Below are 22,504 nucleotides of genomic sequence, written 5' to 3' on the forward strand. Positions count from 1 at the left end.
CGCATGCGCCTGAGGACCCGGCTCGCGCTCGCCTTCGCCCTGCTGGCGCTGGTGCCGTTGGCGGTGGTGGTGCCCCTGACGCTGACGCGCCTGCGTGACACGTTGTCGCGCGAACTGGACGCGCGCATGACGGCCGCCACCGCCTCCGCGCAGGAGTCCCTGGAGCGCTCCGCCTCCAACGCGCGCCGCGCCGTGGAGGAGCTGGTGGAGAGCCCCGCGATGGAGGACCTGGTGCGCGAAGCCCGCGACCGCCCCATGCGCGCCATCCAGGCCGGCACCGCCGAAGGGCTCATGAAGAGCCGGGGCCTCACGGTGCTCACGCTGTTCGACCGCAACGGCACGGTGCTGTCCTCCGGCCACCTGCCCGCCCGGCGCGGCGACCCGGACGCCGTGCTCTTCGCGGTGACGAAGGAGAAGTCCCCCCGGCCCGTGCCGGTGCGCGTGGACGTGCGAGGCAACGCGGGCCTGCGACAGGTGCTCGCGCTCGTCACCGCGAGGCCCGTGGACTACGGCGACGTGCGCCTCTGGGCCGTGGGCGGCGTGGTGCTGGACGATGGCCTCGCGCAGCACCTGGCGCGCCTCACCCAGGCGGACGTGACGCTCCTGTCCGGCGAAGCGACGGTGGCGCACGCGGGCAGCGCGAACCCGCCCACCGTGGCGCGCGTGCTCCCCCTGGGCAACGCGGCCTCGGTGCGCCTGACCTTCAGCCGCGCCGCCGCGCGGGAGGCGGAAGAAGGCGTCATGCGCGCGTTCCTCCTGCTCGCGGGCCTGGGGCTCGCCTTCGCGGCGCTGCTGGGTTTGATGGTGTCCCGGTGGATGACGCGGCCGGTGGAGGCCCTCACCTCCGGCGCCCGCCGCGTGGCCGAGGGCGCGCTGGACGTCCAGGTGGCGGCGCGGGCCTCCGGCGAGGTGGGCGAACTGGTCCGGACGTTCAACCACATGACGTCCGAGCTGAAGGCCACCACCGAACGGCTGATGGCCACCGAGCGCATCGCCGCCTGGCAGGAAGTGGCGCGGCGGCTGGCGCACGAAATCAAGAACCCGCTCACCCCCATCCGCATGTCGCTGGAGACGCTGCTGGCCGCGCACGACGCCCGCCACCCCAGCTTCCCCCACCTCTTCAAGGAGAGCGCGGGCGTCATCCTGGAGGAGGTGGAGCGACTGCGGCGCATCGTGGACGAGTTCAGCCGCTTCGCGCGCCTGCCCAAGCCCCAGCTCGCCCCGGTGGACCTGGGAGAGCTGGCCCAGGGCGTGCTCGCGCTCTACGCCGCCCCCCCGGAAGGCATCCAGTTGCTGCCCGCGCTCCAGACGGGCGTGGTGGCCCGCGCGGACCGAGACCAGCTCACGCAGGTGCTCGTCAACCTGGTGAAGAACGCCGAGGAGGCGATGACGGGCAAGGGAGGTTCGCTGCGCGTGCGCGTGAAGGGCACCGACGCGGACGCCGTCATCGAGGTGGAGGACGACGGTCCCGGCATCCCCGCGGAACACCGCGCCCGCATCTTCGAGCCCTACTTCACCACCAAGGATGGCGGCACCGGCCTGGGACTGGCCATCGCCGCGCGCATCCTCCAGGAGCACGGCGGCCGGCTGGAAGTGGGCGGAGAGCCGGGCCAGGGCGCCCGCTTCAGCGTCGTGCTCCCCCGCGCGAGCTGAAGTTCAAACGGGCCACCGGAACGAACCCTCGCGCCCGCAACGAGAAGGCCCGGCACCTCGCGAGGAGGTTCCGGGCCTTCGGGAACGACTCGAGACGACCGCCGGACGTCAGTCCTTGACGGGCGTGGCCTTGAGGGCGGCCTTGCCCTCCTTCACGTAGACCTGGAAGCGCACCGTCTTGCACGCGTACTTCGTGACGAGCTGCTCCTTGTTCTTGCGCAGCTTCTGCACGAACTTGTCGTACGTCAGGCCGTCCGCCAGCTCGCCGCAGCGCTCGCGCGTGGTGACGAACTCACGGAAGACGTCCTGGAAGTGCTGCTCCTCCGACAGCGCCGCCGCGGCGGCCGTGTTGCTCGCGCCCGGCAGCGGAATCGCCTGGAGCCCGCTGTTGCGCGGGGGCGGCATCGGGATGGCTTCGGACGTGGGCCGGGTGCTCGCCTGGAGCAGCTCGCGGGGAATCGCCGCCACGCGCGTCGTCTCCGGATTGGAATCCGGATCCGGCGACTGCGCCGCCGCCAGCGCGAACGGGTTGGCCGCCTGCTGGAGCGAATACGCCGCCGTGGGCTGGTCCTCGAAGGCGAACGCACCGTGGCGAGGGGCCGCCTGCGCGATGGGCTCGTTCGACGGAGCCGAATGCTCGAAGGGCATCGGCGCCCCATGCGCGTACGCCGGAGGCGGCGTGAACGGCTCCGCCGCGGGCGGCGGGTAGGCCGAGGGCGGCGACGGGAAGGGGAACGACTCCACCCCCGCGAACGGATCCGCCAGCGGCGCGGACGTCGCCACCGGAGGCGGCGCGCCGTACGGATTCGACAGCGGAAGGGGCGCGGCGGCCGGGGGCGGCATCGCGAACGGATCCGCGGGCGACGACGGGAACGGGAACGCGTCCGCGCTTCCAAACAGATCCGCCGCCGGACTCACGGGCGGAGGGGCCGCCGAAGCGAACGGATTCGACACCGGCTCCGACGACATGGCCGAAGCGAACGGATTCGACACCGGCTCCGCGGACATCGGCGCCCCGAAAGGATCCGCCAGCGGCGCGGGAGCAGCGGGAGCAGGCACCACGGCGGCCGGCGCCGCGGACGGCGTGGTCTGCGCGGCCATCGCAGCCGACCAACCCAGCGTGTCCCCATTGCCCGTCGCGGCGGCCTCGTCGGAAGACGCGCGGCGTCCCCCGCCCATCAGCGCCGTCCACACGAGGCTCAACAGGAGGAGCCCCGCGAGCCCCAGCAGCGCGGTGTGCTGATACGCGGCCAGCGGGGCCAGCGCCGCCGCCGTGCCCGCGATGGCCACCACTTCGTACGGCGTGCCTTCCAGCGCCCGGCGGGCCCCCACGAACAACGGGGCCTGTCCGCCCATCGCATCGCCGTTCGTGAACGCCGGCAGTTGCACCGGGCCCAGCGCCTGGAGCGATCCAGTCTCCAGCACCGTGTCCTTCGCCCCCGCGGGGAGCCGGGGCAGCGCGCCATCCAGCCGCGCCTTCTCCGCCCCGACACCGCCCACCACCTTGTCACCCTGCACGAGCCCCAGCGCGGCCACGCCCGACGCGTCCAGCGCGCCCTGCAGCGCGGTGTCCGCCACCAGCGGCGCACCCACCACCAGCGTCAACGCGGGAGCCTGGGCCCCCGTGCCGGTCCACACGAGCGGCACGGACGCGAAGACATGCGGCGCCCCGAAGGCGTCCACCACGGACGTGCCCGCCTTCGCGAGCGCCGGGACATCCAGGGCGGCGGCGTCGGAGGACGGCTCGGCCCCGGCGCGCACATGGAAGCTCGCGTCACCGGACACCACCGCCACCACGGCGCCCTGCAACTCCTTGGGCAGCGCCGCTTCCGCGGCGGCGCGCAAGGCCCCGAAGCGCTCGGCCGTCAGCGGCGAAAGCGGCCCTGGCTCCTCCGCATCCTTCGCGGCGTTGCGGTCGCGCGGCGACTTCGCCACGGGGGCGGGTCGCAGGGCGTGCACGGCGGCGGCCATGTCGGGGCTGGCGGCCAGCTTCAGCGCCAGGGATTGGATCTCGGAGCGACGCGCATCCACGCGACGCGACACTTCACTGGCGCCCGAGGCGGCCTGGAGCCCAGCGCCTTCCACCGCGCGCGCACGCTGAGGCGCCGACAGCGTCGGGAGGTGAGCCAGGCCCAGTCCGAGGACCAGGAGTGCGAACAGCAGGAACTTGAGGCGGACCATCGCCGTCCTTTAGCCCAAGGGTGAGGGGATCCGCTTATAGCGTCCACCTTCCGACCCCAGCAAGGAACTGGCCCGAAGGAACCCGGGGGCCGGATGCCTGGCTGGCATCCGGAATTCCCGGGCCCTTCCTCTACTCAACACCGAACGTGCGACGAAACCGGACGGCTAGAGGTTGCTCGCCGCGTCCGCGTTGAGGTCGTACGGCAGGCCATTCGTCGCCACACTGCGACGCCGCTCCACCGCGCGTTTGATGGTCTTCTCCAACCGGTCACGCGTTGCGTCGATGGCCTGGAACAGCGTCTCCGCCGTCTCCGTCACGTGCACCGCCTCCATCCCGGGCATGCGCACCGTCACCCGGCACTCCTTGTCCACGCCTCCCTTGTTGGGTCCGTTGATGTCCACGAGCGCGATGTCGATCTCCGACGCTTCGTCCTCGGCGAACCGCTCGATGTGAGCGACCAGGTGCTCATCCGTGTACGCCTTGAGGTTGTCCGACAGCTTCAGATGCACTCCACGCAACAACACCTTCATGGATTCACCTCCGGGAACAAACATGGGCAGTCCCCGGCACTTCCGTGAGGGGTTTTCGCAAGCCTTCCCGCCTGCCCTCCCCCGAAGCAGCCAGCCGACCGTCGACGCGCACGGGACGGCCCGGACGAATGAATATCCCGGCCCACCGGGTTGCTCTAGGCGCATGGATGGCGAGCGAATCAAGGTCTTGTTGGTCGAGGATGACGGTGACAGCCGTGAACTCCTGGCGGAGCTCCTGGAGGACGACTTCGACGTCACCACCGCCGCGGACGGCGTGTCGGGCCTCCGGGCCTTCGAGGAAATCCACCCGGACGTCGTGGTGACGGACGAGTCCCTGCCGGGCATGAACGGCACGGAGCTGGCCCAACAGGTGAAGGAGCGCGAACCCAACGCCCGCGTCGTGCTCGTGTCCGGCTACGCGCAGGTGGACGGCGCCGGGTACTGCGACGTCGTGATGCGCAAGCCCATCGACGTGGAGGGGCTCAGCAAGATGGTGTGCAAGCTGGGCGAAGAGACGAAGCACTGAGGAATTCGCACAGGGGGCCGCCTGCCATTCGCGCGAAGCGTTCCTAACATTCCAGCCATCGCCCAGGAGGGCCTCATGAGGTACTGCTCACGGTGTGGCTCGGAGTATCAGGACAGTGTCGTGAACTGCACGGATTGCCCCACCCACCCACCGCTCGTCTCGTCGGACGAGATGCGGGACCGGGGCCTACCCCTTCCCCATGAGCTGGATCAGCACCGGTTCGTGAAGGCGGGCCTCGCGGAGGACCCCGTGACGGCGCAGATCTTCGAGGACGTGCTGAACGAACAGCGCATCCCGACCATCGTGCGTCCCGGACGCTCGGGCGTGGTGGACGAGCTGACCACCGGCAACCTGCTGCCCTGGTGGGAATTCCTCGTCCCGGACAAGGACCAGACGCGGGCCGCCGCCCTCCTGGAGCAGGTGAAGATCCAGGGGCTGGCCACGGCGGACGAAGCCGGACGCGCCGCCGAGGAAGAGGAGCGCGAGGGCGAGCTGGCACGCGCCCAGGAGCACGCCGCGCCCCCCGCCCTCTAGGCGAGGAAGTGGGTCACGGAGCGCCAACGGCCGCGCTGCCCGCGGCCTGAGCGGGCTGCGCGACGAGCGTGGGAGGCGGACGCCGGGCCTCGAAGAGGCTCACGCCCGTCACCTTCCACTTGTCGTAGCGCGCGTTGCGGGCGAGGAACGTCTCCAGGTCCTCGTCCACCACGCGGTTGTAGCCGCCCCGGGACGCATGGCGCAGGTACGTGCGCTTCTTCTTCTGCACCACGAAGCCCAGGTGGGTGATGCGCGTGGCCTTGAGCGGCAGGTCCTCGCGCAGCACGACGAGGATGGTGCCGGACGCCACGTCGCGCGCGTGCGTGAGCACCTTGTCCAACGGAATCATGGTGAGGCCGAAGGTGCCCACGGGCTGGCGCTCGCGCGGCAGTTGCAGGGCCTGGGACGACTTGGACTGCCACGTGTGCGCGGTGAGCGTCTTGGTGACGGCGACGGCGTCGTCCTTCGCGTAGCGCCGCGTCACGTCCACCAACAGGCCCTTCTTGATGTTGTTGGGCAGCCACTGCGCTTCCATCAGGTGGTTGCGGTCCTCATAGGAGGGCGTGCTCGCGTAGCGGATCCGCTCCAGCAGCGCCGGCACCTCCGGCTCGCCCTGCGCCATGCCCAGGGCCAGCGTCTCCTCCACGAAGGTGAGGCAGTCCACCGCGTCCAGGCGGAAGGTGGGGTCGGGATCCACGCCCTGGCCCTCGCCCAGCGGCGACAGCACATAGGGGGTGTTGAGGAAGCGCTCGCTCATGCCCAGCAACCGTTCGGCGAGCGGCGTCTGGGCCTGATCCGCGATGAGGGCCGCGCGCTGCTCCGGCGTCAGCGGCTTCCAGCCGTTCTCCCGCACGGGCGCCGGCAGCGAGGGGGCCAGGGGATGCGCCGGAGCACTGAGCGACGCGGGCACCGCGCGCGCCGGAGGCACGGGCGCAGCCGGAGTCGGGGACGCGGCGGGAGGTGAGACCTGGGCCAGCAGCGCGAGCGCGCACACGCCCGCGAAGCTCACGGCGCCACCCCGGCCTTGCGCAGGATGGCCTTGCGCCGGTCGTCCGCGAGCTGGAGCGTCTCCAGCTCCTTCTCGTAGGTGAGCTTCTCCTCGCCCTTCGCGTTCCAGGACGCCAGCACCAGCCAGTCCAGGGCGCCCGCATCCCCGCCCTGGTGCAGCATGCGCGCGGAGGAGGCGGCGAGGGCGCGGTCCGCGTCCTTCAGGAGCGGCGACAGCACGGGGCTGGCCTTCTTGGCCGGCACGCCCTCGAAGAGCGCGAGGCCCTGGCGGCGCACGAACTTGTCCGGGCTGCCCAGCAGCTTCTGCGCGAAGCCGAAGCCCTCCGGAGCCCCCAGCCGGCACAGCCCCCGGGCCGCGGCGAAGCGCGTGCTCTCCGAATCGCTGTCCAGGTACGCCTTGAGCCCTGGCTTCTGCTTCGCGTCACCGGACGTGCCCGCGGCCTCCAGCAGCGCCGCGCGCACCTCCAGGTCCTGCTCCGCCTTGGCGGCCGCCATCAGGCGCTTGCCCATCTTGGGGTTGCGCGACGCGCCCAGGGCCCGCGCGGCCTCGCGGCGCACGCCAGCGCTCTTGTCGTTCAAGAGCGGGAGGACGGCGGCGGTGTTGCGGCTGCCCAGCTTCGCCAGCCCCTGCGCCGCGTACATGCGCACGGTGCTGTCACCATCCCCGGCGAGCTTCGCGAGCGTGGATTCGCCCTGGCGCGCGCCGAGCGAGGCCAGGAGCGAGACGAGGTTGCGGCGGATGCGCTCCTCGAAGGTTTCGCGCAGGATGGGGCCGATCCGCTCGGCCGCGTAGGGCTCCTCGCGCAGGTAGCGCAGGCGCGACGCGGCGGCCGGCACGGGACCTCCCTGGGACACCTGGGCGAGCACGGCGTCCGCCTCCGCCCGGCTCTGGGCGCGCTTGGAAGCGGCCGCGGAACCGGCGGCGAGGCCGACCAGGGGGAACAGGACCACGAGGAGGAGCAGCGACGCGGACGGGGAACGCACGGGGGTGGGACGATGGCAAGCGCGGCGCCTGCCGTCAAAGTCCCCCCCTCCGCCCGGCTCCCTGCTTCACGCCAACCGCCCGATTCTTGACCCCCCCGAGGGCGATTGATACGACCGACTCAAGTCCCCTTTCCCTCTGGATGACCGAGGCCCATGTGATGACGAAGCAGTCGCTCCTGATGGCGGTTGCGGGCGTGCTGACCGCATGTGGCCCCGTGAAATCGACGTCCAACATCCTCGACGCGGAGGTGCAGATCCAGGCCGCGCGCACGGCCGGCGCCGAGAAGGAAGCCCCGTACGAGTGGACGGCCGCCAACCTCTACCTCCAGAAGGCCCGCGAGGAGGTCGGCTATTCGGACTACCAGGCCGGCGTGGACTTCGCGGTGAAGGCCTCCCGCTTCGCCAACGAGGCGCGCGAGAAGGCCATGTCCGCCGCCAACGCTGACTCCCAGGGTCGGCCCCAGAACCCGTGACGCCCGAGCGCTCCCCGATGAAGCGTCTGTCCCAGTCCGCGCTGCTCACCCTGCTGTTGGCCACCACCGCCTGTGTCAGCGGCAACAAGATCCGCGCTGACACGGAGGTCCTCACCGCCGACATGGAGCGCGCCCGCCGGGGCGGTGCCCTGCGTTGCGCGCCCGCCGAACTGGCCGCCGCCGAGGCCAACCTCGACTTCGCCCGAGGCGAACTGAGCCAGGGCAACAGCACCCGGGCCGCCCAGCACGTGCGCACCGCCGACGGCGCCGTGAAGCGCGCCCTGGAGCTGTCGAAGAACTGCGCCCCGCGCCAGGTGCTGGTGCGCGACCGCCCGGAGACGCCGCAGCCGCAGCAGCCCGACCAGCCGCAACAGCCGCAACAGCCCCAGCAGCAGGTGGTGGTGAGCATCGAGGAGACGGACGGCGACGGCGACGGCGTGCTCGACAAGGACGACCCCTGCCCCGACCAGGCCGAGGACGTGGACGGCTTCCAGGACCAGGACGGCTGCCCGGACCCGGACAACGACGGCGACGGCGTGCTGGACGCCCAGGACAAGTGCCCGCTCATCCCCGGCGTGGCGGAGAACAACGGCTGCCCGGCGGAGGCCCCGAAGGACAAGGACGGCGACGGCGTCCTGGACAACGTGGACAAGTGCCCGGACCAGCCCGAGGACAAGGACGGCTTCCAGGACGAGGACGGCTGCCCGGAGCTGGACAACGACCTGGACGGCATCGTGGACGGCACGGACAAGTGCCCCAACGAGCCCGGCCCGCTGCAGAACCTGGGCTGCCCCATCGTCGACAAGGACGGGGACGGCATCAACGACGACAAGGACAAGTGCCCGGACGAGCCGGAGGACAAGGACGGCTTCCAGGACGAGGACGGCTGCCCGGACCTGGACAACGACAGCGACGGCGTCCCGGACGCGCAGGACCGGTGCCCGCTGGAGTCGGGGCCCCAGGAGAATGGCGGCTGCCCGGATCCGGACAAGGACGGCGACGGCATCGTGGACCGGCTGGACGCGTGCCCCGACGACCCGGGCGTGAAGGAGGAGCGTGGCTGCGCCAAGCAGTACAAGATGGTCATCGTCAAGAAGGACCGGATCGAGATCAAGAAGCAGATCCTCTTCGGGTCCGGCTCCGCGAAGATCATCGGCAAGCAGAGCACGACCATCCTGGACGACGTGGCGCAGGCGCTGAAGGACGCGTCGTGGATCCGCAAGGTGCGCATCGAGGGACACACCGACTCGATGGGCAACGACACGTCCAACCTGAAGCTGTCGCAGAAGCGCGCAGACGCGGTGCTGGCCCAGTTGCTGAAGCGAGGCATCGACCCGGGCCGTCTGGAGGCCGTGGGCTTCGGTGAGGCCCAGCCGGTGGCGCCGAACACCACCAAGGCCGGGCGCGCGCTCAACCGCCGCACGGAGTTCAACGTCGTCCGGCAGTAACGCCCGCCCCACCCCGCTCCGCCATGACGGAGCGGGAACCGGAGCACCCCGCGCCTCCCTGGGCTTCACGCCCTGGGAGGCGTGGTCGTTTCAGGCATGACGGGGCGAACGCCCACCGTCCTGGAGCAGCAGCGCCTCCAGGCTGGCGGCCCGGCGACGGTGCGAACGTCAGCCGTCCTTGAGCAGTTCGTGCAGCACTTCGGTGGCGTAGGCGCCGCGTGGCAGCTCGAACGTGAGCACCGCGTCCTCGCCATCCACCGTGAGGTCCGGCGCGCCCAGCCGCACGCGGTACGGGCGGCGCGTGCCTTCCGTCTCATCCCCACCGCGCACGAAGTCGCTCGGCGTGACGCCCGCTTCGACGAGCAGCTTCGCCTCGAGCTCCGCCACCTCGCCCCGCGTGGCGGTCATCTTCGGGCCGAACATCGGTCCCGCCGGGCTCACCTCGAACGCGGCGACGCGGGGGTTGTCCACCTCCGGCGCCTCGCACACGAAGAGGCCACCCGTCTCCTCCTTGCGCAGCACGTCGCCCAGGAGCGCCGTGGCGAACGTCCCCGCCTCCAGCCGCTGCACCAGCGCCTGGTTGAAGAGGCGGGACTGGAAGGCGGACAGGTACAGCTTGCGCTGGAAGCGATCCGGCCGCTTCGGCAGGCGCTGGCCCAGGAGCAGGAGCCGGCCCAGGTCCGCGTTGTCCCCGGCCCGGCCGAAGCGCTGCTCCCCGAAGTAGTTGGGCACGCCCTGCGCGGACAACCGGGCGAAGGTCTCACGCGCCGCGCCCACGTCCCGGATGCCACGCATCCGCAGCCGGAAACGGTTTCCCTTCAGGTGCCCGGTGCGCAGCTTGTTGCCGTGCCGCTTCGACTCCAGGACGCTCACGCCGTCGAGCGAGAACTCCCCAAGGCGCGGCTCGGCGATCGCGGGCACGGACAGCCACTGCCGCGTCACGGCCTGCCGGTCCTTCATCCCCGCCACGCCGATGTCGTCCTCGCGCACGCCCATCGCGGCGGCCAGCGCGCGCACCACTTCACGCGTGTCCCGGCCGCGCTTCTCCACCCAGAGGTACAGGTGCGTGCCCTCACCAGACGGCAGGTACGCGGGCAGCTCCTCCACCTCGAAGTCGTCGGGCGTGAGCTTGAAGGCGCCCCCACATCCGGGCACGTCGGCCGTCAGCCGGGGAAAACCAGAACCAGCGTCCGTCACGGTGCCTCGAGTGTGGCCAGGAGTTCCTTCACGCGCCGGGCCAGGTCCTCATCCGCGCGCGATTCCAGCAACTCCCCTGCCTGGAACAGCAGGAAGAACATCACGTCACTCAGCGCCTGACGGAACGAGGCCAGGGGCTCACTGCCCAGTTGGGCGCGGTGCTTCTCGAAGGACTCCATCAGCCGGCCCTCGGGGAGGCTGCCGTCCGCCGCGAACGCGAGCCCCTCCAGCACCGGCGACGACGACAGGGCCTGTCCGGAGAGCGCCGCGTTGGCCGCGGCGATGAACGCGGGGTCCATGCCCTGCCGGGACACCTCGTCGCGGATCTCCCGGAAGATGAAGTTGAAGACGCGCGCCACCGGGCGGGCATCCACCGGCGCCACGGCGCGCGCCACGGGGCGTGCACGCTGCGCGGCCGCCTTCTCCGGAGGCGCGGCGACGGGTGCGCCCACGGGCTTGTCCGACAGCCCGGCGAACCCGCCTTCGAGCAGCCGGAAGACGACCTTGGTGACGTCGAACTCGGACAGCCGCGCCGCGTGCCCCAGCTCCAGCACCGTGCGCCGTCCGTCCAGCATCGCCAGCACCCGGTCCTCGTCCTCCTCCAGCTTGCCGTCGGACGGACGCTTGCGCGCCACGTACATGCGGCCGTGGGGGATGCGCTTGCGGAAGTGCGCCTGCTCGTCGATCTTCCGGATGCTGTCCATCAGCAGGCTCTGCGTGGACAGCTGGATGGAGTGTCCCGTCTTCTCGTCCAGCGGCTGGTCGATGAGGAAGAACGCCCCCTCTCGGCACAGCACGATGGCGTGGAAGATCTCACTCACCTGGTGGGTGACGCACTTGAACAGGTCGTGCGCCTGCAGCAGACCCTTCTCCACCAGCGCCCGGCCAATCTTCGACGGCGACTGCTCGCGCAGCACCGCCTCCACCTGGGCCCGGTCCACGTACCCCAGCCGCACCAGCACCTCGCCCAGCCGGTCCGAGGGCTCCTCGGACGCGGCGCCACGCACCTCGCCCTCGCGGATCATCAGCGAGCGCTCGCCACCCGGCGTATGCACCCGGACGACGCCGCTCCAGCGTGACTGGCTCAGGAACGCGATGAGGTCCGACAGCGGGAAGCCCCCCGCGTCGCCCGCCAGCACCACGCGGGGCGTGGGGATGGAGCCCCCTTCCGGAGGCTGGCGCGAGAAGACGAGCAGGTCGGGCGCCGTGGGCATCAGCGCGTACGTGCCCGAGCGTCCCGCGAGCGCGGGGATGCCGGTGCGGTCCTCGGGGACCAGCTGCGCGGCGCCATCGATGCGGAAGCGTTGGCTCATCCCGGTGTCAGTCCGCGGCCCACGCGTTGTTGTTCGCGCGCCACTCCACTTCGTCCTCCATGCTGTGCTCGAGCAGCCCTTCCTGGAAGCCCAGGTCGTACGCCCGCCCATTGAAGAAGACGGAAGGGGTGGCGGTGATGGCCGCCATGCGCCCCTGCGCGAGGAATCCGTCGATCTCGTCCTTGTACTGCTCCGTCTTCAGCACGGCGGCCAGCTTGTCCCCGTCCAGGCCCACCGACTTCGCCAGCGCGGGGAGCGCCTCCTTTTTGAGGTTCTCCTGCTGGCCGAAGAGCGCGTCGTGCATCTGCCAGAACTTCCCCTGGTCGCGCGCCCACAGCACCGCCTGCGCGGCGGGGATGGCGTTGGCGTGGATGGACAGCGGGAACGGCAGGTAGCAGAAGCGCACCTCGGTGGGGTGCTTCTTCGCGAAGCCCTCCAGGATGGGCCGGGCCTTGCCGCAGAAGGGGCACTCGAAGTCGGAGAACTCCGTCACCGTCACGGGCGCGTTGGCGTCGCCCTGGCACATGCGCGGGTCCACCTTGAGCGGCGCGCGGGGCTCGCGGAAGGAGCCGTAGTACTTGGAGAGCGCGACGATGACCTCGCTGGCGGGGCCACCTTCGTTCACCATGCGGGCGGACAGCCGGGCCATCCGCTTGGCGTGCTTGCAGCCCGTGTGCTGCTTGAGGCACGCGCCCAGCGCATGGGGGCAGCCGCAGTAGCAGAACTCGTCGCTGAACACCGTGGCCAGCTCGCGCTTGGCGGCCGGGGGCAACGCGGAGAAGTCCATGCCCGGGATGCCGGTGAGCATCTGGGCCGGATCCGCGGAGGGCGCCTCGGCGGCGGGGCTCGGAGCCGACGTGGGGGCCGGGGCGGCGGGAGGCGCCGCCCTGGGGGCGGGGGCGGCCGGAATCTCAGCGCTCTTGGTACAGCCGACCCCCAGCAGGGTCACCGCGGCCAGCACGGGAGCAACACGCTTCCAACAAGAGAGGAGCACGGCCGCGGGTCTTAGCCACGCGCGCAGGGCTTGTAAAGCAAGGCGGCCTTTGGCAGGGAGGCCTCCCAACCATGCCCAGAGTCCTGCTGCTGCACACCGGAGGCACGCTCGGAATGGCCGGCGGCCGCCCCTCCGCCCTGCGTCCGGCGGCCTTCTTCCAGACCCTCCGCAAGCGCGTCCCGGAGCTGTTCCAGCTCGCGGACATCGAGCTGGAGCTGTTCTCCAACCTCGACAGCTCCGAGATGCAGCCCGAGCTCTGGAGCCGGATGGCCGCCCACCTCCACCGTCGGCTACCTGACTTCGACGGGGCGGTGGTGACCCATGGCACGGATACGCTCGCCTATACGGCCAGTGCGCTGTCCTTCATGTTGCGCAACCCGCCCTGCCCCGTGGTGCTGACGGGTTCGCAGCGGCCGCTGGGGGAGATCCGCTCGGATGCGCGGCTCAACCTCATCGACGCGGTGCTCTCCGCCATCCAGGGGCCGCGCGAGGTCACCATCTGCTTCGACTCGCACCTGTACCGCGGCAACCGCACGCGCAAGGTGAAGGTGGCCGAGTACGACGCCTTCGAGAGCCCCAACTTCCCCGTGCTCGGCACCTTGGGCGTGGACGCCACCTTCGAGGAGGGCTTGAAAGCAAAGGGCCCCTTCCGGCTGCACGCGGAGCTGGATCCGCGCGTCTTCCTCCTGAAGGTATACCCGGGGTTGGATCCCGCCCTGCCCCTGCAGCTGTTGCCCCACGTGAAGGGGCTGGTGCTGGAGGCGTATGGGGCGGGCAACGTGCCGATGGCGAAGGAGCTGGGGCGCTCCTTCCAGCCGCTCTTCGTGGAGGCCCGGGAGCGGGGCATCCCGGTGCTGGTGGTGAGCCAAGCCTACCGCAACGGAGTGGACCTCACGCTCTATGAGTCCGGGGCCATGGCCCTGGAACAGGGCGCGGTGGGCGGTGCGGACATGACCCCGTCGGCGGCGCTGGTGAAGCTGATGCAGGGGCTGGCCGAGCACCCTCGGGGGGGCCAGGCCCTGGCGCGCTTCCTGCGGACTCCGGTGGCTGGAGAGCTGTCCGTCGGGCGTCCGACAGTTCCCAGGCCCGTCAAGAAACGGCGCCGGCCGGCCCGGGTGGGGCGGGTCGGCTGACACCGGGTGTGTGAAAGGCGTGTGGGTGTGCTTGCCGCCATGAAAAGGCGGCCCGTAAGATGGGAGGCGCGATGTCCGAGGAGAAAACTTCCGTCCATTCCATTTCGGACCTGCTGGGCAGTGCCCAGCAGCAGAGCGCGTACCTGATCGTCATCAGCGCGAAGTCCGCCGCCGGCATCGGGCGGATGTTCAAGCTGGACCGCTCGGAAGTGATTCTGGGCCGAAGCTCCGAGGCCCAGTTCCAGGTGGAGGACGACGGCATCTCCCGCAAGCACGCCAAGGTGGTTGCCATCGGGGATGGTCGCTTCCAGTTGGTGGACCTGGGCAGCACCAACGGCACGTACCTGAACGGGCTGAAGGTGAGCGCGGCGCCGCTGTACGACGGCGACAAGATTCAAATCGGCTCCAACACGGTGCTGAAGTTCAGCATCCAGGACGCGCTGGAGGAGCAGTACCAGCGCAGCATCTACGAGTCCGCCACGCGCGACGGCCTCACCCGCGTCTACAACAAGAAGTACTTCATGGAGACGGTGCGCAAGGAGTTCGCGTACTGCCTGCGCCACCGCGTGCCGCTGTCGCTGGTGCTCTTCGACGTGGACCACTTCAAGCGCATCAACGACGTGTACGGCCACCCGGCCGGGGACTTCGTGCTCACGCGCATCGCGCAGCGGGTGACGGACACGGTGCGCACCGAGGACCTGCTCGCGCGCTACGGCGGCGAGGAGTTCGCGCTGATGCTGCGCGAGTCCGCCGAGGACGCGGCCCTGGCGTGCGCGGAGCGCTGCCGCGTGGCGGTGGACCGCGCCGACTTCATCTTCAGCGGCACGCCCATCAAGGTGACCATCAGCCTGGGCGTGGCGACGCTGCTGGATTCGGACTTCTCCCAGCCGGAGGACCTCATCTCCGCCGCGGACAAGTACCTCTACCGCGCCAAGCACGCGGGCAGGAACCGCGTGGACGCCAAGGCCGTCAGCGGCGCGTGAGTGGATCCACGATGAGGCCCGGATCAACGGGCCTCACGCCGTCCGGGGACGTGGCCCCATGAGTTCCGTCGCGGCCCTGCGTCTCGGCTCGGTCTTTACGCCGTAAAGACCCGCGCGAGCTCAGGGACCGAAGCCCAGCCGGCGCAGACCCTCCTGCGACACGTGCTTCACGTGTGAGTCCGCGTCCCGTGCCGCCGCTTCGCTCAACGCCGCCACCGCCTGCGGCCCGCCCAGCACTGTCAGCGTCCGCGCCGCCGCGACGCGCACCTCCGCCACCGGATCCGTGAGCAGGCGTTCGGCCAGCACCCGCACGTGTGGAGCGCGGCCCACGAACTCCAGCGCGCGCGCCGCCGCCGCCCGCACCGCCGGATGATCCGACCCCAGCAGGCCCGCGGCGTCATCCCCGCGCGACGGCTGCCGGTACGCGGCCAGCACGTCCAGCGCCGCGGCCACCACCTCCGGTTCCCCGTCCTCCAGCGCCGTCGCCGCCAGCTCCAACGCTTCCGGGTTGCGAGGCAGCGCGCCCAGCGCGCGCACCGCCCCCGCCCGCACCGAGGGCACCTTCGAGGATGCATAGGGGGCCAGACGGCGCATGGGGCTCCCGCCTTCCGTGCAGTCCCCCATCACCGCCACCGCCTCGCCCTGGATCTCCGGCGTCCGCGCGTTGCGCCCGTCCGCCACGTCCCGGAGGAAGGCCGCGCACCCCTTCTCATGGGCCATCGCCTCCAGCCACGGCCGGGCGGCCTCCGCCGTCTCGGCCGCCTTCACGCCCTGGAGCGAGACTTCGCGAAGGGGTTTGCCGCCGGCTTCCGCCAGGCCCCGCGCCGCATGCTCGCGCACGCGGGCATCCCCATCGCCCAGGGCCGCCTCCAACTCGCGGCTCGCCAGGGGACCGTAGCGGCGCAGGCCCGCCGCCGCCGTGCGCCGACGCTGCGCATCGCCCGACCCCAGATCCGGTCGCAGCGCGTCGATTTCACGCGAGTACACGGCGAAGAGCCGGTTGACGGCGGCCTCGTCCGGGGGCTTCGCCTCCGCGAGCAGCAGCCGGCCCACGGAGGCACGCTGCCGCTCGGCGACGGCGAACAGGAGCGAGGCCATGACCTCATCCCCCGCCACGGGCCGCGACGCCACCGCGTCCAGCACCACCCGCGTCGCCGACCGGCCCTGGAACGTGGCCAGGTGCAGAAGGGCGGGCATCCTCACCGAGGGCTCCTGCGCGAACATCTCCAGGAAGAGCACCTGCCGGATGCCCTCCTTGCGCTCCCACACCCGCGCGGCGGCGGACGGCCCCCGCGCCCCGGCGTCATGGAGGAAGTCCGCCGTGGACTTCCCGGCGTCGGCCGCGGCGCGTACGGCGGTGAGGCACGGCCCCAGGTCCGCCTCCGGAGGGGTCTCCGTGATCCAGTCCGCCAGGGCCCGCCGGTCCGTCAGCCCCCGACTTCGGGCCCCGGCGCGGACCGCCGCCCAGCGCACCCGCCAACTGGGGTCCTTGAGCGCGGAGGCCAGGGCGACCTGGGCCTCCGGACCGCCGGCCCCCAGGCCAGCAACCCAGCTGTCCACCCGCCCGCCGGTGACGCACACCGGGCAGGTCCGGGCCCGCAGGGACGGGTCGGTGACATGGCGACGACAGGAGGACCAGCACTCGGAAGCCACCGTCCCGGCCCGGGAGGGACTGGCTGCCAGCAGGAGCACCAGGAGAAGGAGGCAACGCACGCGGTGGACACTGTAGCGCACCCCGCCCCCATCCTTTCCGTGCGGGTCTCCTTGCCTTTTGCGCCCTGCTGCGCCATACCCCCGGCCCTTTTGAAAATTTTCAGATCGCATCCAGCTAGGCGGAAGGAGGTGACTGCATGCCCGGTATTCGAGTGAAGGAAGGTGAATCCATCGAGAGCGCCCTCAAGCGCTTCAAGAAGGCCACCGAGAAGGCCGGAATCCTTTCCGAGATCCGCAAGCGCGAGCATTACGAGAAGCCTTCCGTGAAGCGGAAGAAGAAGGCTCTCGCCGCCAAGAAGCGCGCTGTGAAGAAGGCCCGCAAGTCGTACTAGCAGGCCCGCAGTAAAGGAGCCGGGGCGCCCCTGAGATGTCAGGTGCCCTGGCTCTTGCCGTCCCATCCCCTTGGCTTGGCGAACCCCTTCGCCGCCTGTGAGGAACCCCGACATGGCCACCCTGAAAGAGCGCATCGCCGCGGACCTGAAGGACGCGATGCGGGCGAAGAACGAGCTGACCCTGAGCGTGCTGCGGATGCTCAAGAGCGCCGTGACGTACAAGGAAGTCGAGCCGGGTGGCTCCGCCCTGGACGACGACGCCGTGCAGAAGGTCATCAACACCCTCATCAAGCAGCGCCGCGAATCCGTCGACCAGTTCAAGGCCGGAGGCCGCCCCGAGCTTGCGGAGAAGGAAGAGCAGGAGATCGCCGTCCTGCAGAAGTACCTGCCCCAGCAGCTCTCCGCCGAGGAGCTCTCTGCCCTCGTCACGGCCGCCATCTCCGAGTCCGGAGCCCAGGGTCCCAAGGACATGGGCGCGGTCATGAAGAACGTGAACCCCAAGATCCAGGGGCGCGCGGAAGGCCGGGCCGTCTCCGATGAAGTGAAGGCCCAGTTGTCCAAGCTGTCCTGAACCACGGCCGCACCCCGGGAGCGGGCGCCGGAGGATTTCCTCCAGGCGCCCTCCCAATCCACCGGGCTCTGGAGCGGATTTTTTGATCCCTCGCCCGCTCGCCGCTAACTGCTGATCCTCAAGTCGTCCGTTTCCGGTGTCCTCCCCCCGCCCGCGCCCCCCACCCAGGAGGGCGGGCAAGCAGGGAAGCCACTGGCCCGGACGTGTCAGGCCCTGCGGTCAGGATGGCAGGCGGATGGCCGCGCTCATGCGGATGCAGGGAGGGGCGTCGTGATTCCAGAACACAAGATCCAGGAGGTCCTCGACCGCGTGGACATCGTGACGCTGGTGTCCCGCCACGTGGAGCTGAAGAAGGCCGGCCGCGAATTCAAGGGCCGCTGCCCGTTCCACCAGGAGAAGACGCCCTCGTTCTACGTGGTGCCAGAGAAGCGCTTCTATTTCTGCCACGGCTGCCGTGCGAGCGGCGACGCCGTGTCCTTCATCCAGCGCTACCTGGGCAAGACGTTCCAGGACGCGGTGAGGGACCTGGCGCAGGAGGTGGGCATCGACCTGGAGGCCGCGCAGGACCCGGGCCTCAAGGAGCGCCAGCAGGTCAAGGAGGCCACGGACTTCGCCGCCGAACACTTCCGCTCCCTCCTGTGGGAGGACGGGGGCCGCTCCGCGCGGGCCTACCTCGCGAGCCGGGGCGTCACCGACGAGGTGGCCCAGGGCTTCGGCCTGGGCTGGGCGCCCGCGGAGTGGAGCCTGCTCGCCGACCGCCTCCAGAAGAACGGGATGATGGATTGGGGCCTCAAGGCGGGCCTCATCACGAAGCGCAACAGCGGCGATGGCTGCATCGACTTCTTCCGCAGCCGGTTGATGGTGCCCATCCGCGCGCCGGAAGGGCGGCCCATCGCCTTTGGCGGGCGGCTGGTGGCGGCCGAGGACGGGCCCAAGTACCTCAACTCGCGCGAGTCCCGGCTCTACAACAAGAGCGAGACGCTCTTCGGCATGGACCAGGCGCGCGACGAAATCCACAAGCGCAAGACGGCGGTGCTCGTGGAGGGCTACTTCGACTGCATCGGCCTGCACCAGGTGGGCGTGCGCCACGCGGTGGCCCTGTGCTCCACCAACCTCACCGCCGGCCACCTCCAGGGCCTCAAGCGCGCGGAGGCCCGCGACCTGGTGCTGCTGCTGGACGGGGACTCGGCGGGGCTCGCCGCCGTGGAGCGCCTGGCCGGTCCCCTGCTCGCCGCGGGCGCCCCCACCCGGGTGGCGCTCCTGCCGCAGGGAGACGACCCGGACGTGTTCGCCCGCCGGGAAGGCACCGACGGCGTGGAGAAGCTGCTGGAGGGCGCCCAGCCCCTCACCGCCTACCTCTTCGCCACCCTGCTGCCCACGGGCAAGCAGGCGAGCTTCGAGGAGAAGATGGCCGCCCTGGAGCGGCTCAAGCCCGTCACCGCCCAGGTGCCCCCGGGCCTGACGCGCTCCACGCTCATCAGCGCGCTGGCCGGGCACTTCGGCTGGATGCCGGCGCAGATTGAAACATCGCTGCAATACAAGGCGCCCCCCACGCCCAAGCCCGTGGCCGGGCCCGGCGGCTTTCCCATGGGGTCCCAGGACGTCCCCCGCCCGGTCCCCAAGCCCCAGGCGGAGCGCCCTCCCCCGGAATCCGAGTGCCTCTACGTGGCCGCCGTGCTCCGGGAGCCCCGGCTGCTCACCCGGGATGTCTTCCGCGTGTGTGATGAGTTGTCACACATGGGCCTGCGGATGGTGCTGGCCCAGACCACCTCTGGACAGGGGGTGGAGGAAGCGCTCTTCGAGGCCACCGAGGTGGTGAAACGAGCGCTCCTGGAGGCTGGTCGCCGGCTCTCCCCCGGGGGGTCGGAGCTGGAGGGGGAGTTCGTCCAGGTGTGCCGCGACATCATGGTGCGGCGGATCGACGAGCGGCTCGTTTATATAAAGCGGGCGACGGAACAGACGCCGGGGGCTTTTGATTTGACAGAGGAGACGCGGCAGTTGCTGTCCGAGCGCAAGGAGCTGCTGGCGCTCCGCAAGCGCGTCCTGGACGAGCTCAGACCCGCCTCCTCGGGAACGGGAACAAAGGCACCAATGCAACCGGTTTGAGTTCGCGTTTGTAAGAAAGCTCGACTTTGCGGTAGATCGGCCGGCTCGCCCAGGCCAAAGCACCTGATTTTCTTAAGGAGAAGTACCCGAATGCCGACGCAGAAGCCCTCCAAGGCATCCGTGAAGCCCACCAAGAAGAAGGTGGATCCGGTGATCCGCAAGAAGAAGGCACCGGACAGCCCTGTGGCGAAGGTGACGAAGGCTGCGGATGCCGAGGAGAAGGAGCTGGTGGCGAAGGACGCCACCGCCGAGGCACCCGAGAAGATCAAGAAGAAGAAGGGCGTGGCCGCCCTCGCCGACGACGTGGACCCGGAGGAGGCCGCTGAAGAGGCCGCCGCCGCCGTCCAGGTCGACCCCGACGCCGTCGAGGACGACGTGGAGGAGGACCCGGTCGCCGAGCGCAAGGAAGTGAAGGACCTGCTCGCCGCCGGCCGCGAGAAGGGCTTCCTCACCTACGACGAGGTGAATGACGCCCTGCCCGCCGACATCGTGTCGTCCGATCAAATCGACGACGTGATGAGCATGTTCGGCGACAACGACATTGAGATCGTCGACGCGCAGAAGGCCGCGCAGTCCAACGAGATCAAGCCCACCGTCGCCGTCGAAGAAGAGAAGGAAGACCAGGACGAGGACGAGAAGGACGAGGACGACGAGCCGGGTGGCAAGTCCAACGACCCCGTCCGCCTCTACCTGCGCAAGATGGGCAGCGTCAGCCTCCTCACCCGCGAGGGCGAGGTGGAGATCGCCAAGCGCATCGAGGAGGGAGAGAAGGAAGTCCTGCGCGCCCTGCTCGCCTGCCGCGTCGCCGTGGCGGACATCCTGGACATCAGCAACCGCCTGAAGACGGGCAAGCTGCGCGTGCGCGACGTCATCAAGGACGCGCCCGAAGAGGCCCAGTCGGAGAACGCGGAGGAGGCCGTCGAAGAGGTCTCCGAGGCCGAGGCTCCCGCGCAGCTCGCGCAGAGCGAGCTGAACAAGATCGAGCAGATCTCCAAGCAGATCGAGCGTTTCCGCAAGTTCGCCAAGGACTGCGAAGTGCTGGAGGAGGAACTCTCCGGCAAGAAGAAGCTCACGGAGGTGCGCAAGAAGGAGCTGAAGCAGGAGGTGAAGGACCTTCGGACCAAGATGATGGAGGTCCTGGAGGAGATGCGGCTGAACAAGAAGCAGGTGGACCGCATCGTCGTGAACCTCAAGGGCCTCATCGAGCGCGTGGAGAAGGCCGAGGAGGAGCTGGGCGACCTGGAGCGTCGCTACAGCGTCTCCATGAAGGACCTGCGCCCGCAGCTGAAGGAGTCTCGCGAGAACCCGAACATCGCGAAGAAGCTCCAGAAGCAGCTCAACTTCACCGCCGAGCAGCTCGAGGTCCTGGACCGCGACGTGCGCACCGCGGTGCGGAAGATCAAGCGCGTGGAGGAGGAAGCCAACCTCCCCGTGGACGCCCTGCGCCGCAACTACGACGCCATCCGGCTGGGTGAGAAGCGGGCGGAGCGCGCGAAGAGCGAGCTGGTGGAGGCGAACCTGCGCCTCGTGGTCTCCATCGCGAAGAAGTACACGAACCGCGGCCTGCAGTTCCTGGACCTCATCCAGGAGGGCAACATCGGCCTGATGAAGGCGGTGGACAAGTTCGAGTACAAGCGCGGCTACAAGTTCTCGACGTACGCCACCTGGTGGATCCGTCAGGCCATCACCCGCGCCATCGCGGATCAGGCCCGCACCATCCGCATCCCGGTGCACATGATCGAGACCATCAACAAGCTCATCCGCACGAGCCGCTACCTCGTGCAGGAGATTGGCCGCGAGCCGACGCCCGAAGAGATCGCGGAGAAGATGGAGCTGCCGCTCGACAAGGTGCGCAAGGTCCTGAAGATCGCCAAGGAGCCCATCTCCCTGGAGACGCCCATTGGCGAGGAAGAGGACAGCCACCTGGGCGACTTCATCGAGGACAAGAGCCTCGTGTCGCCCGCGGACGCGGTCATCAACATGAACCTGGCCGAGCAGACGCGGAAGGTGCTCGCCACGCTCACGCCGCGCGAGGAGAAGGTCCTGCGCATGCGCTTCGGCATTGGCGAGAAGAGCGACCACACGCTGGAAGAGGTGGGCCAGGACTTCGAGGTGACGCGCGAGCGCATCCGCCAGATTGAAGCCAAGGCGCTGCGCAAGCTGCGCCACCCCAGCCGCTCCAAGCGCCTGCGCTCGTTCGTCGAGAGCTGACGCGAGGTCCGCTGACCTGATGGATTGAAGGCCCCCGCTCCCGCTCGTCGTGGACTGGGGGCCTTCTCATTTTCACCCCGAGCTCTCTCGTGCCTCCGAAGAAGCCCGCTGAACCCCTGCCCTTCTCCGAAACCGTGATGCGCCAGGTGCGCGCCATCCCCCGGGGTGAGGTGCGCTCGTACGCGCAGGTGGCGCTCTACGCGGGACGGCCCGGCGCGGCGCGCGGCGTGGGCCGGGAGTTGAAACACCTTCCGGGACAGGCCACGCAGGTGCCCTGGTGGCGCGTCATCCGTTCGGACGGGACGCTGGCGCCGCCGGTGGCCCACGAGCAGGCACGCCGGCTGCGCCTGGAGGGCGTCACCGTGAACGAGCGCGGACAGGTGTTCCGCGTGGTGCTCGACAAGGCCCGCGACGACTGACGGCGGGCCTTGCCACGCGCGCGGGCGCGGGGAGATAGTCGGCCCGCCGCCGCGTGAGGCCTTCCGCTCACGACGGGCGGGAGAGACGCGAGGGCCCTTAGCTCAGCGGTTAGAGCTGTCGGCTCATAACCGATTGGTCCCTGGTTCGAATCCAGGAGGGCCCACCTTCCTCTCCCCCGCCTGACGCCTGCTGC

The 22,504-nt window shown here is 70.2% G+C and carries 20 protein-coding genes and 1 tRNA gene; 13 read left to right on the plus strand and 8 right to left on the minus strand.

Going from position 1 to position 22,504, the window contains the following annotated elements; all coding sequences use genetic code 11:
- Window positions 1-3 precede the first annotated feature (3 nt).
- Window positions 4-1,653 (plus strand): ATP-binding protein, encoded by a 1,650-nt coding sequence (locus OV208_RS32220; RefSeq protein ID WP_267577758.1) that lies wholly within the window; start codon window positions 4-6, stop codon window positions 1,651-1,653.
- Between the two features lie 108 nt (window positions 1,654-1,761).
- Here the strand turns inward: OV208_RS32220 and OV208_RS32225 are convergent, their stop codons facing one another.
- Together OV208_RS32225 and hpf are read right to left on the minus strand one after the other, a co-directional pair.
- Entirely contained in the window at window positions 1,762-3,834 is a 2,073-nt protein-coding gene (locus OV208_RS32225) for an MXAN_5187 family protein (protein WP_267577759.1), read from the minus strand.
- Between the two features lie 165 nt (window positions 3,835-3,999).
- Window positions 4,000-4,365 carry a ribosome hibernation-promoting factor, HPF/YfiA family gene (gene hpf, locus OV208_RS32230; protein ID WP_120535835.1) on the minus strand — a complete coding sequence of 122 codons (366 nt, stop codon included), beginning with the start codon at window positions 4,363-4,365 and terminating at the stop codon, window positions 4,000-4,002.
- Window positions 4,366-4,528: 163 nt separating this feature from the next.
- Here hpf and OV208_RS32235 point away from each other — a divergent pair, with 163 nt between their 5' ends.
- Complete coding sequence (locus OV208_RS32235) at window positions 4,529-4,891, plus strand: response regulator (protein ID WP_267577760.1); 363 nt, start codon at window positions 4,529-4,531, stop codon at window positions 4,889-4,891.
- A 75-nt stretch (window positions 4,892-4,966) separates the two neighbouring features.
- A complete protein-coding gene (locus OV208_RS32240) occupies window positions 4,967-5,425 on the plus strand; it encodes a hypothetical protein (protein ID WP_267577761.1) in 459 nt (152 codons plus the stop codon).
- A gap of 13 nt (window positions 5,426-5,438) precedes the next feature.
- Here OV208_RS32240 and OV208_RS32245 read toward each other — a convergent pair whose 3' ends face one another.
- Window positions 5,439-6,434 carry an N-acetylmuramoyl-L-alanine amidase-like domain-containing protein gene (locus tag OV208_RS32245; RefSeq protein ID WP_267577762.1) on the minus strand — a complete coding sequence of 332 codons (996 nt, stop codon included), beginning with the start codon at window positions 6,432-6,434 and terminating at the stop codon, window positions 5,439-5,441.
- On the minus strand, window positions 6,431-7,417 hold the full coding sequence (locus tag OV208_RS32250; RefSeq protein WP_267577763.1) for a HEAT repeat domain-containing protein: 987 nt from the start codon (window positions 7,415-7,417) through the stop codon (window positions 6,431-6,433). Before OV208_RS32250 ends, OV208_RS32245 begins: the two co-directional genes overlap by 4 nt.
- 158 nt (window positions 7,418-7,575) lie before the next feature.
- Here OV208_RS32250 and OV208_RS32255 point away from each other — a divergent pair, with 158 nt between their 5' ends.
- The gene (locus OV208_RS32255; protein ID WP_120535840.1) at window positions 7,576-7,890 is read left to right on the plus strand and encodes a DUF4398 domain-containing protein; all 315 of its coding nucleotides are present in this window, start codon (window positions 7,576-7,578) and stop codon (window positions 7,888-7,890) included.
- Window positions 7,891-7,907: 17 nt separating this feature from the next.
- Window positions 7,908-9,338 (plus strand): OmpA family protein, encoded by a 1,431-nt coding sequence (locus OV208_RS32260; protein ID WP_267577764.1) that lies wholly within the window; start codon window positions 7,908-7,910, stop codon window positions 9,336-9,338.
- A 168-nt stretch (window positions 9,339-9,506) separates the two neighbouring features.
- Here OV208_RS32260 and truD read toward each other — a convergent pair whose 3' ends face one another.
- Genes truD through OV208_RS32275 form a run of 3 tightly spaced genes read right to left on the minus strand, consistent with a single transcriptional unit; the run spans window position 9,507 to window position 12,809 of the window.
- The gene (gene truD / locus OV208_RS32265; protein WP_267577765.1) at window positions 9,507-10,535 is read right to left on the minus strand and encodes a tRNA pseudouridine(13) synthase TruD; all 1,029 of its coding nucleotides are present in this window, start codon (window positions 10,533-10,535) and stop codon (window positions 9,507-9,509) included.
- A complete protein-coding gene (locus OV208_RS32270) occupies window positions 10,532-11,848 on the minus strand; it encodes a DUF4388 domain-containing protein (protein WP_267577766.1) in 1,317 nt (438 codons plus the stop codon). Before OV208_RS32270 ends, truD begins: the two co-directional genes overlap by 4 nt.
- Window positions 11,849-11,855: 7 nt before the next feature.
- Window positions 11,856-12,809, minus strand: a complete 954-nt coding sequence (locus tag OV208_RS32275; protein WP_267577767.1) for a DsbA family protein — start codon at window positions 12,807-12,809, stop codon at window positions 11,856-11,858.
- Between the two features lie 104 nt (window positions 12,810-12,913).
- On the opposite strand from OV208_RS32275, the gene OV208_RS32280 reads away from it, so the two are divergent.
- Window positions 12,914-13,975 carry an asparaginase gene (locus OV208_RS32280; RefSeq protein WP_267577768.1) on the plus strand — a complete coding sequence of 354 codons (1,062 nt, stop codon included), beginning with the start codon at window positions 12,914-12,916 and terminating at the stop codon, window positions 13,973-13,975.
- A 71-nt stretch (window positions 13,976-14,046) separates the two neighbouring features.
- Window positions 14,047-14,958 (plus strand): GGDEF domain-containing protein, encoded by a 912-nt coding sequence (locus OV208_RS32285; protein WP_267577769.1) that lies wholly within the window; start codon window positions 14,047-14,049, stop codon window positions 14,956-14,958.
- Between the two features lie 120 nt (window positions 14,959-15,078).
- Here OV208_RS32285 and OV208_RS32290 read toward each other — a convergent pair whose 3' ends face one another.
- The gene (locus OV208_RS32290) at window positions 15,079-16,692 is read right to left on the minus strand and encodes a HEAT repeat domain-containing protein (protein WP_267577770.1); all 1,614 of its coding nucleotides are present in this window, start codon (window positions 16,690-16,692) and stop codon (window positions 15,079-15,081) included.
- Between the two features lie 116 nt (window positions 16,693-16,808).
- Between OV208_RS32290 and rpsU the strand changes: the two genes are divergently transcribed.
- The 6 genes from rpsU to OV208_RS32320 all read left to right on the plus strand — a co-directional run bounded on the left by rpsU (window position 16,809) and on the right by OV208_RS32320 (window position 22,474).
- Window positions 16,809-17,003 carry a 30S ribosomal protein S21 gene (gene rpsU, locus OV208_RS32295; RefSeq protein ID WP_014395136.1) on the plus strand — a complete coding sequence of 65 codons (195 nt, stop codon included), beginning with the start codon at window positions 16,809-16,811 and terminating at the stop codon, window positions 17,001-17,003.
- Window positions 17,004-17,115: 112 nt separating this feature from the next.
- The gene (locus OV208_RS32300) at window positions 17,116-17,574 is read left to right on the plus strand and encodes a GatB/YqeY domain-containing protein (protein WP_267577771.1); all 459 of its coding nucleotides are present in this window, start codon (window positions 17,116-17,118) and stop codon (window positions 17,572-17,574) included.
- Window positions 17,575-17,844: 270 nt separating this feature from the next.
- Window positions 17,845-19,680, plus strand: coding sequence for a DNA primase (dnaG, locus tag OV208_RS32305; RefSeq protein WP_267577772.1), 1,836 nt, complete (start codon window positions 17,845-17,847; stop codon window positions 19,678-19,680).
- Between the two features lie 90 nt (window positions 19,681-19,770).
- Window positions 19,771-21,891: an RNA polymerase sigma factor RpoD gene (rpoD, locus tag OV208_RS32310; protein WP_120545696.1), complete on the plus strand. Its 2,121-nt coding sequence runs from the start codon at window positions 19,771-19,773 to the stop codon at window positions 21,889-21,891.
- 89 nt (window positions 21,892-21,980) lie between these two features.
- Entirely contained in the window at window positions 21,981-22,310 is a 330-nt protein-coding gene (locus OV208_RS32315) for an MGMT family protein (RefSeq protein WP_267577773.1), read from the plus strand.
- Between the two features lie 91 nt (window positions 22,311-22,401).
- A tRNA-Ile gene (locus tag OV208_RS32320) sits at window positions 22,402-22,474 on the plus strand.
- Window positions 22,475-22,504: the final 30 nt, after the last annotated feature.

Origin of the sequence: Corallococcus sp. bb12-1 (genome assembly GCF_026626765.1) — a bacterium.
GTDB lineage: Bacteria > Myxococcota > Myxococcia > Myxococcales > Myxococcaceae > Corallococcus > Corallococcus terminator.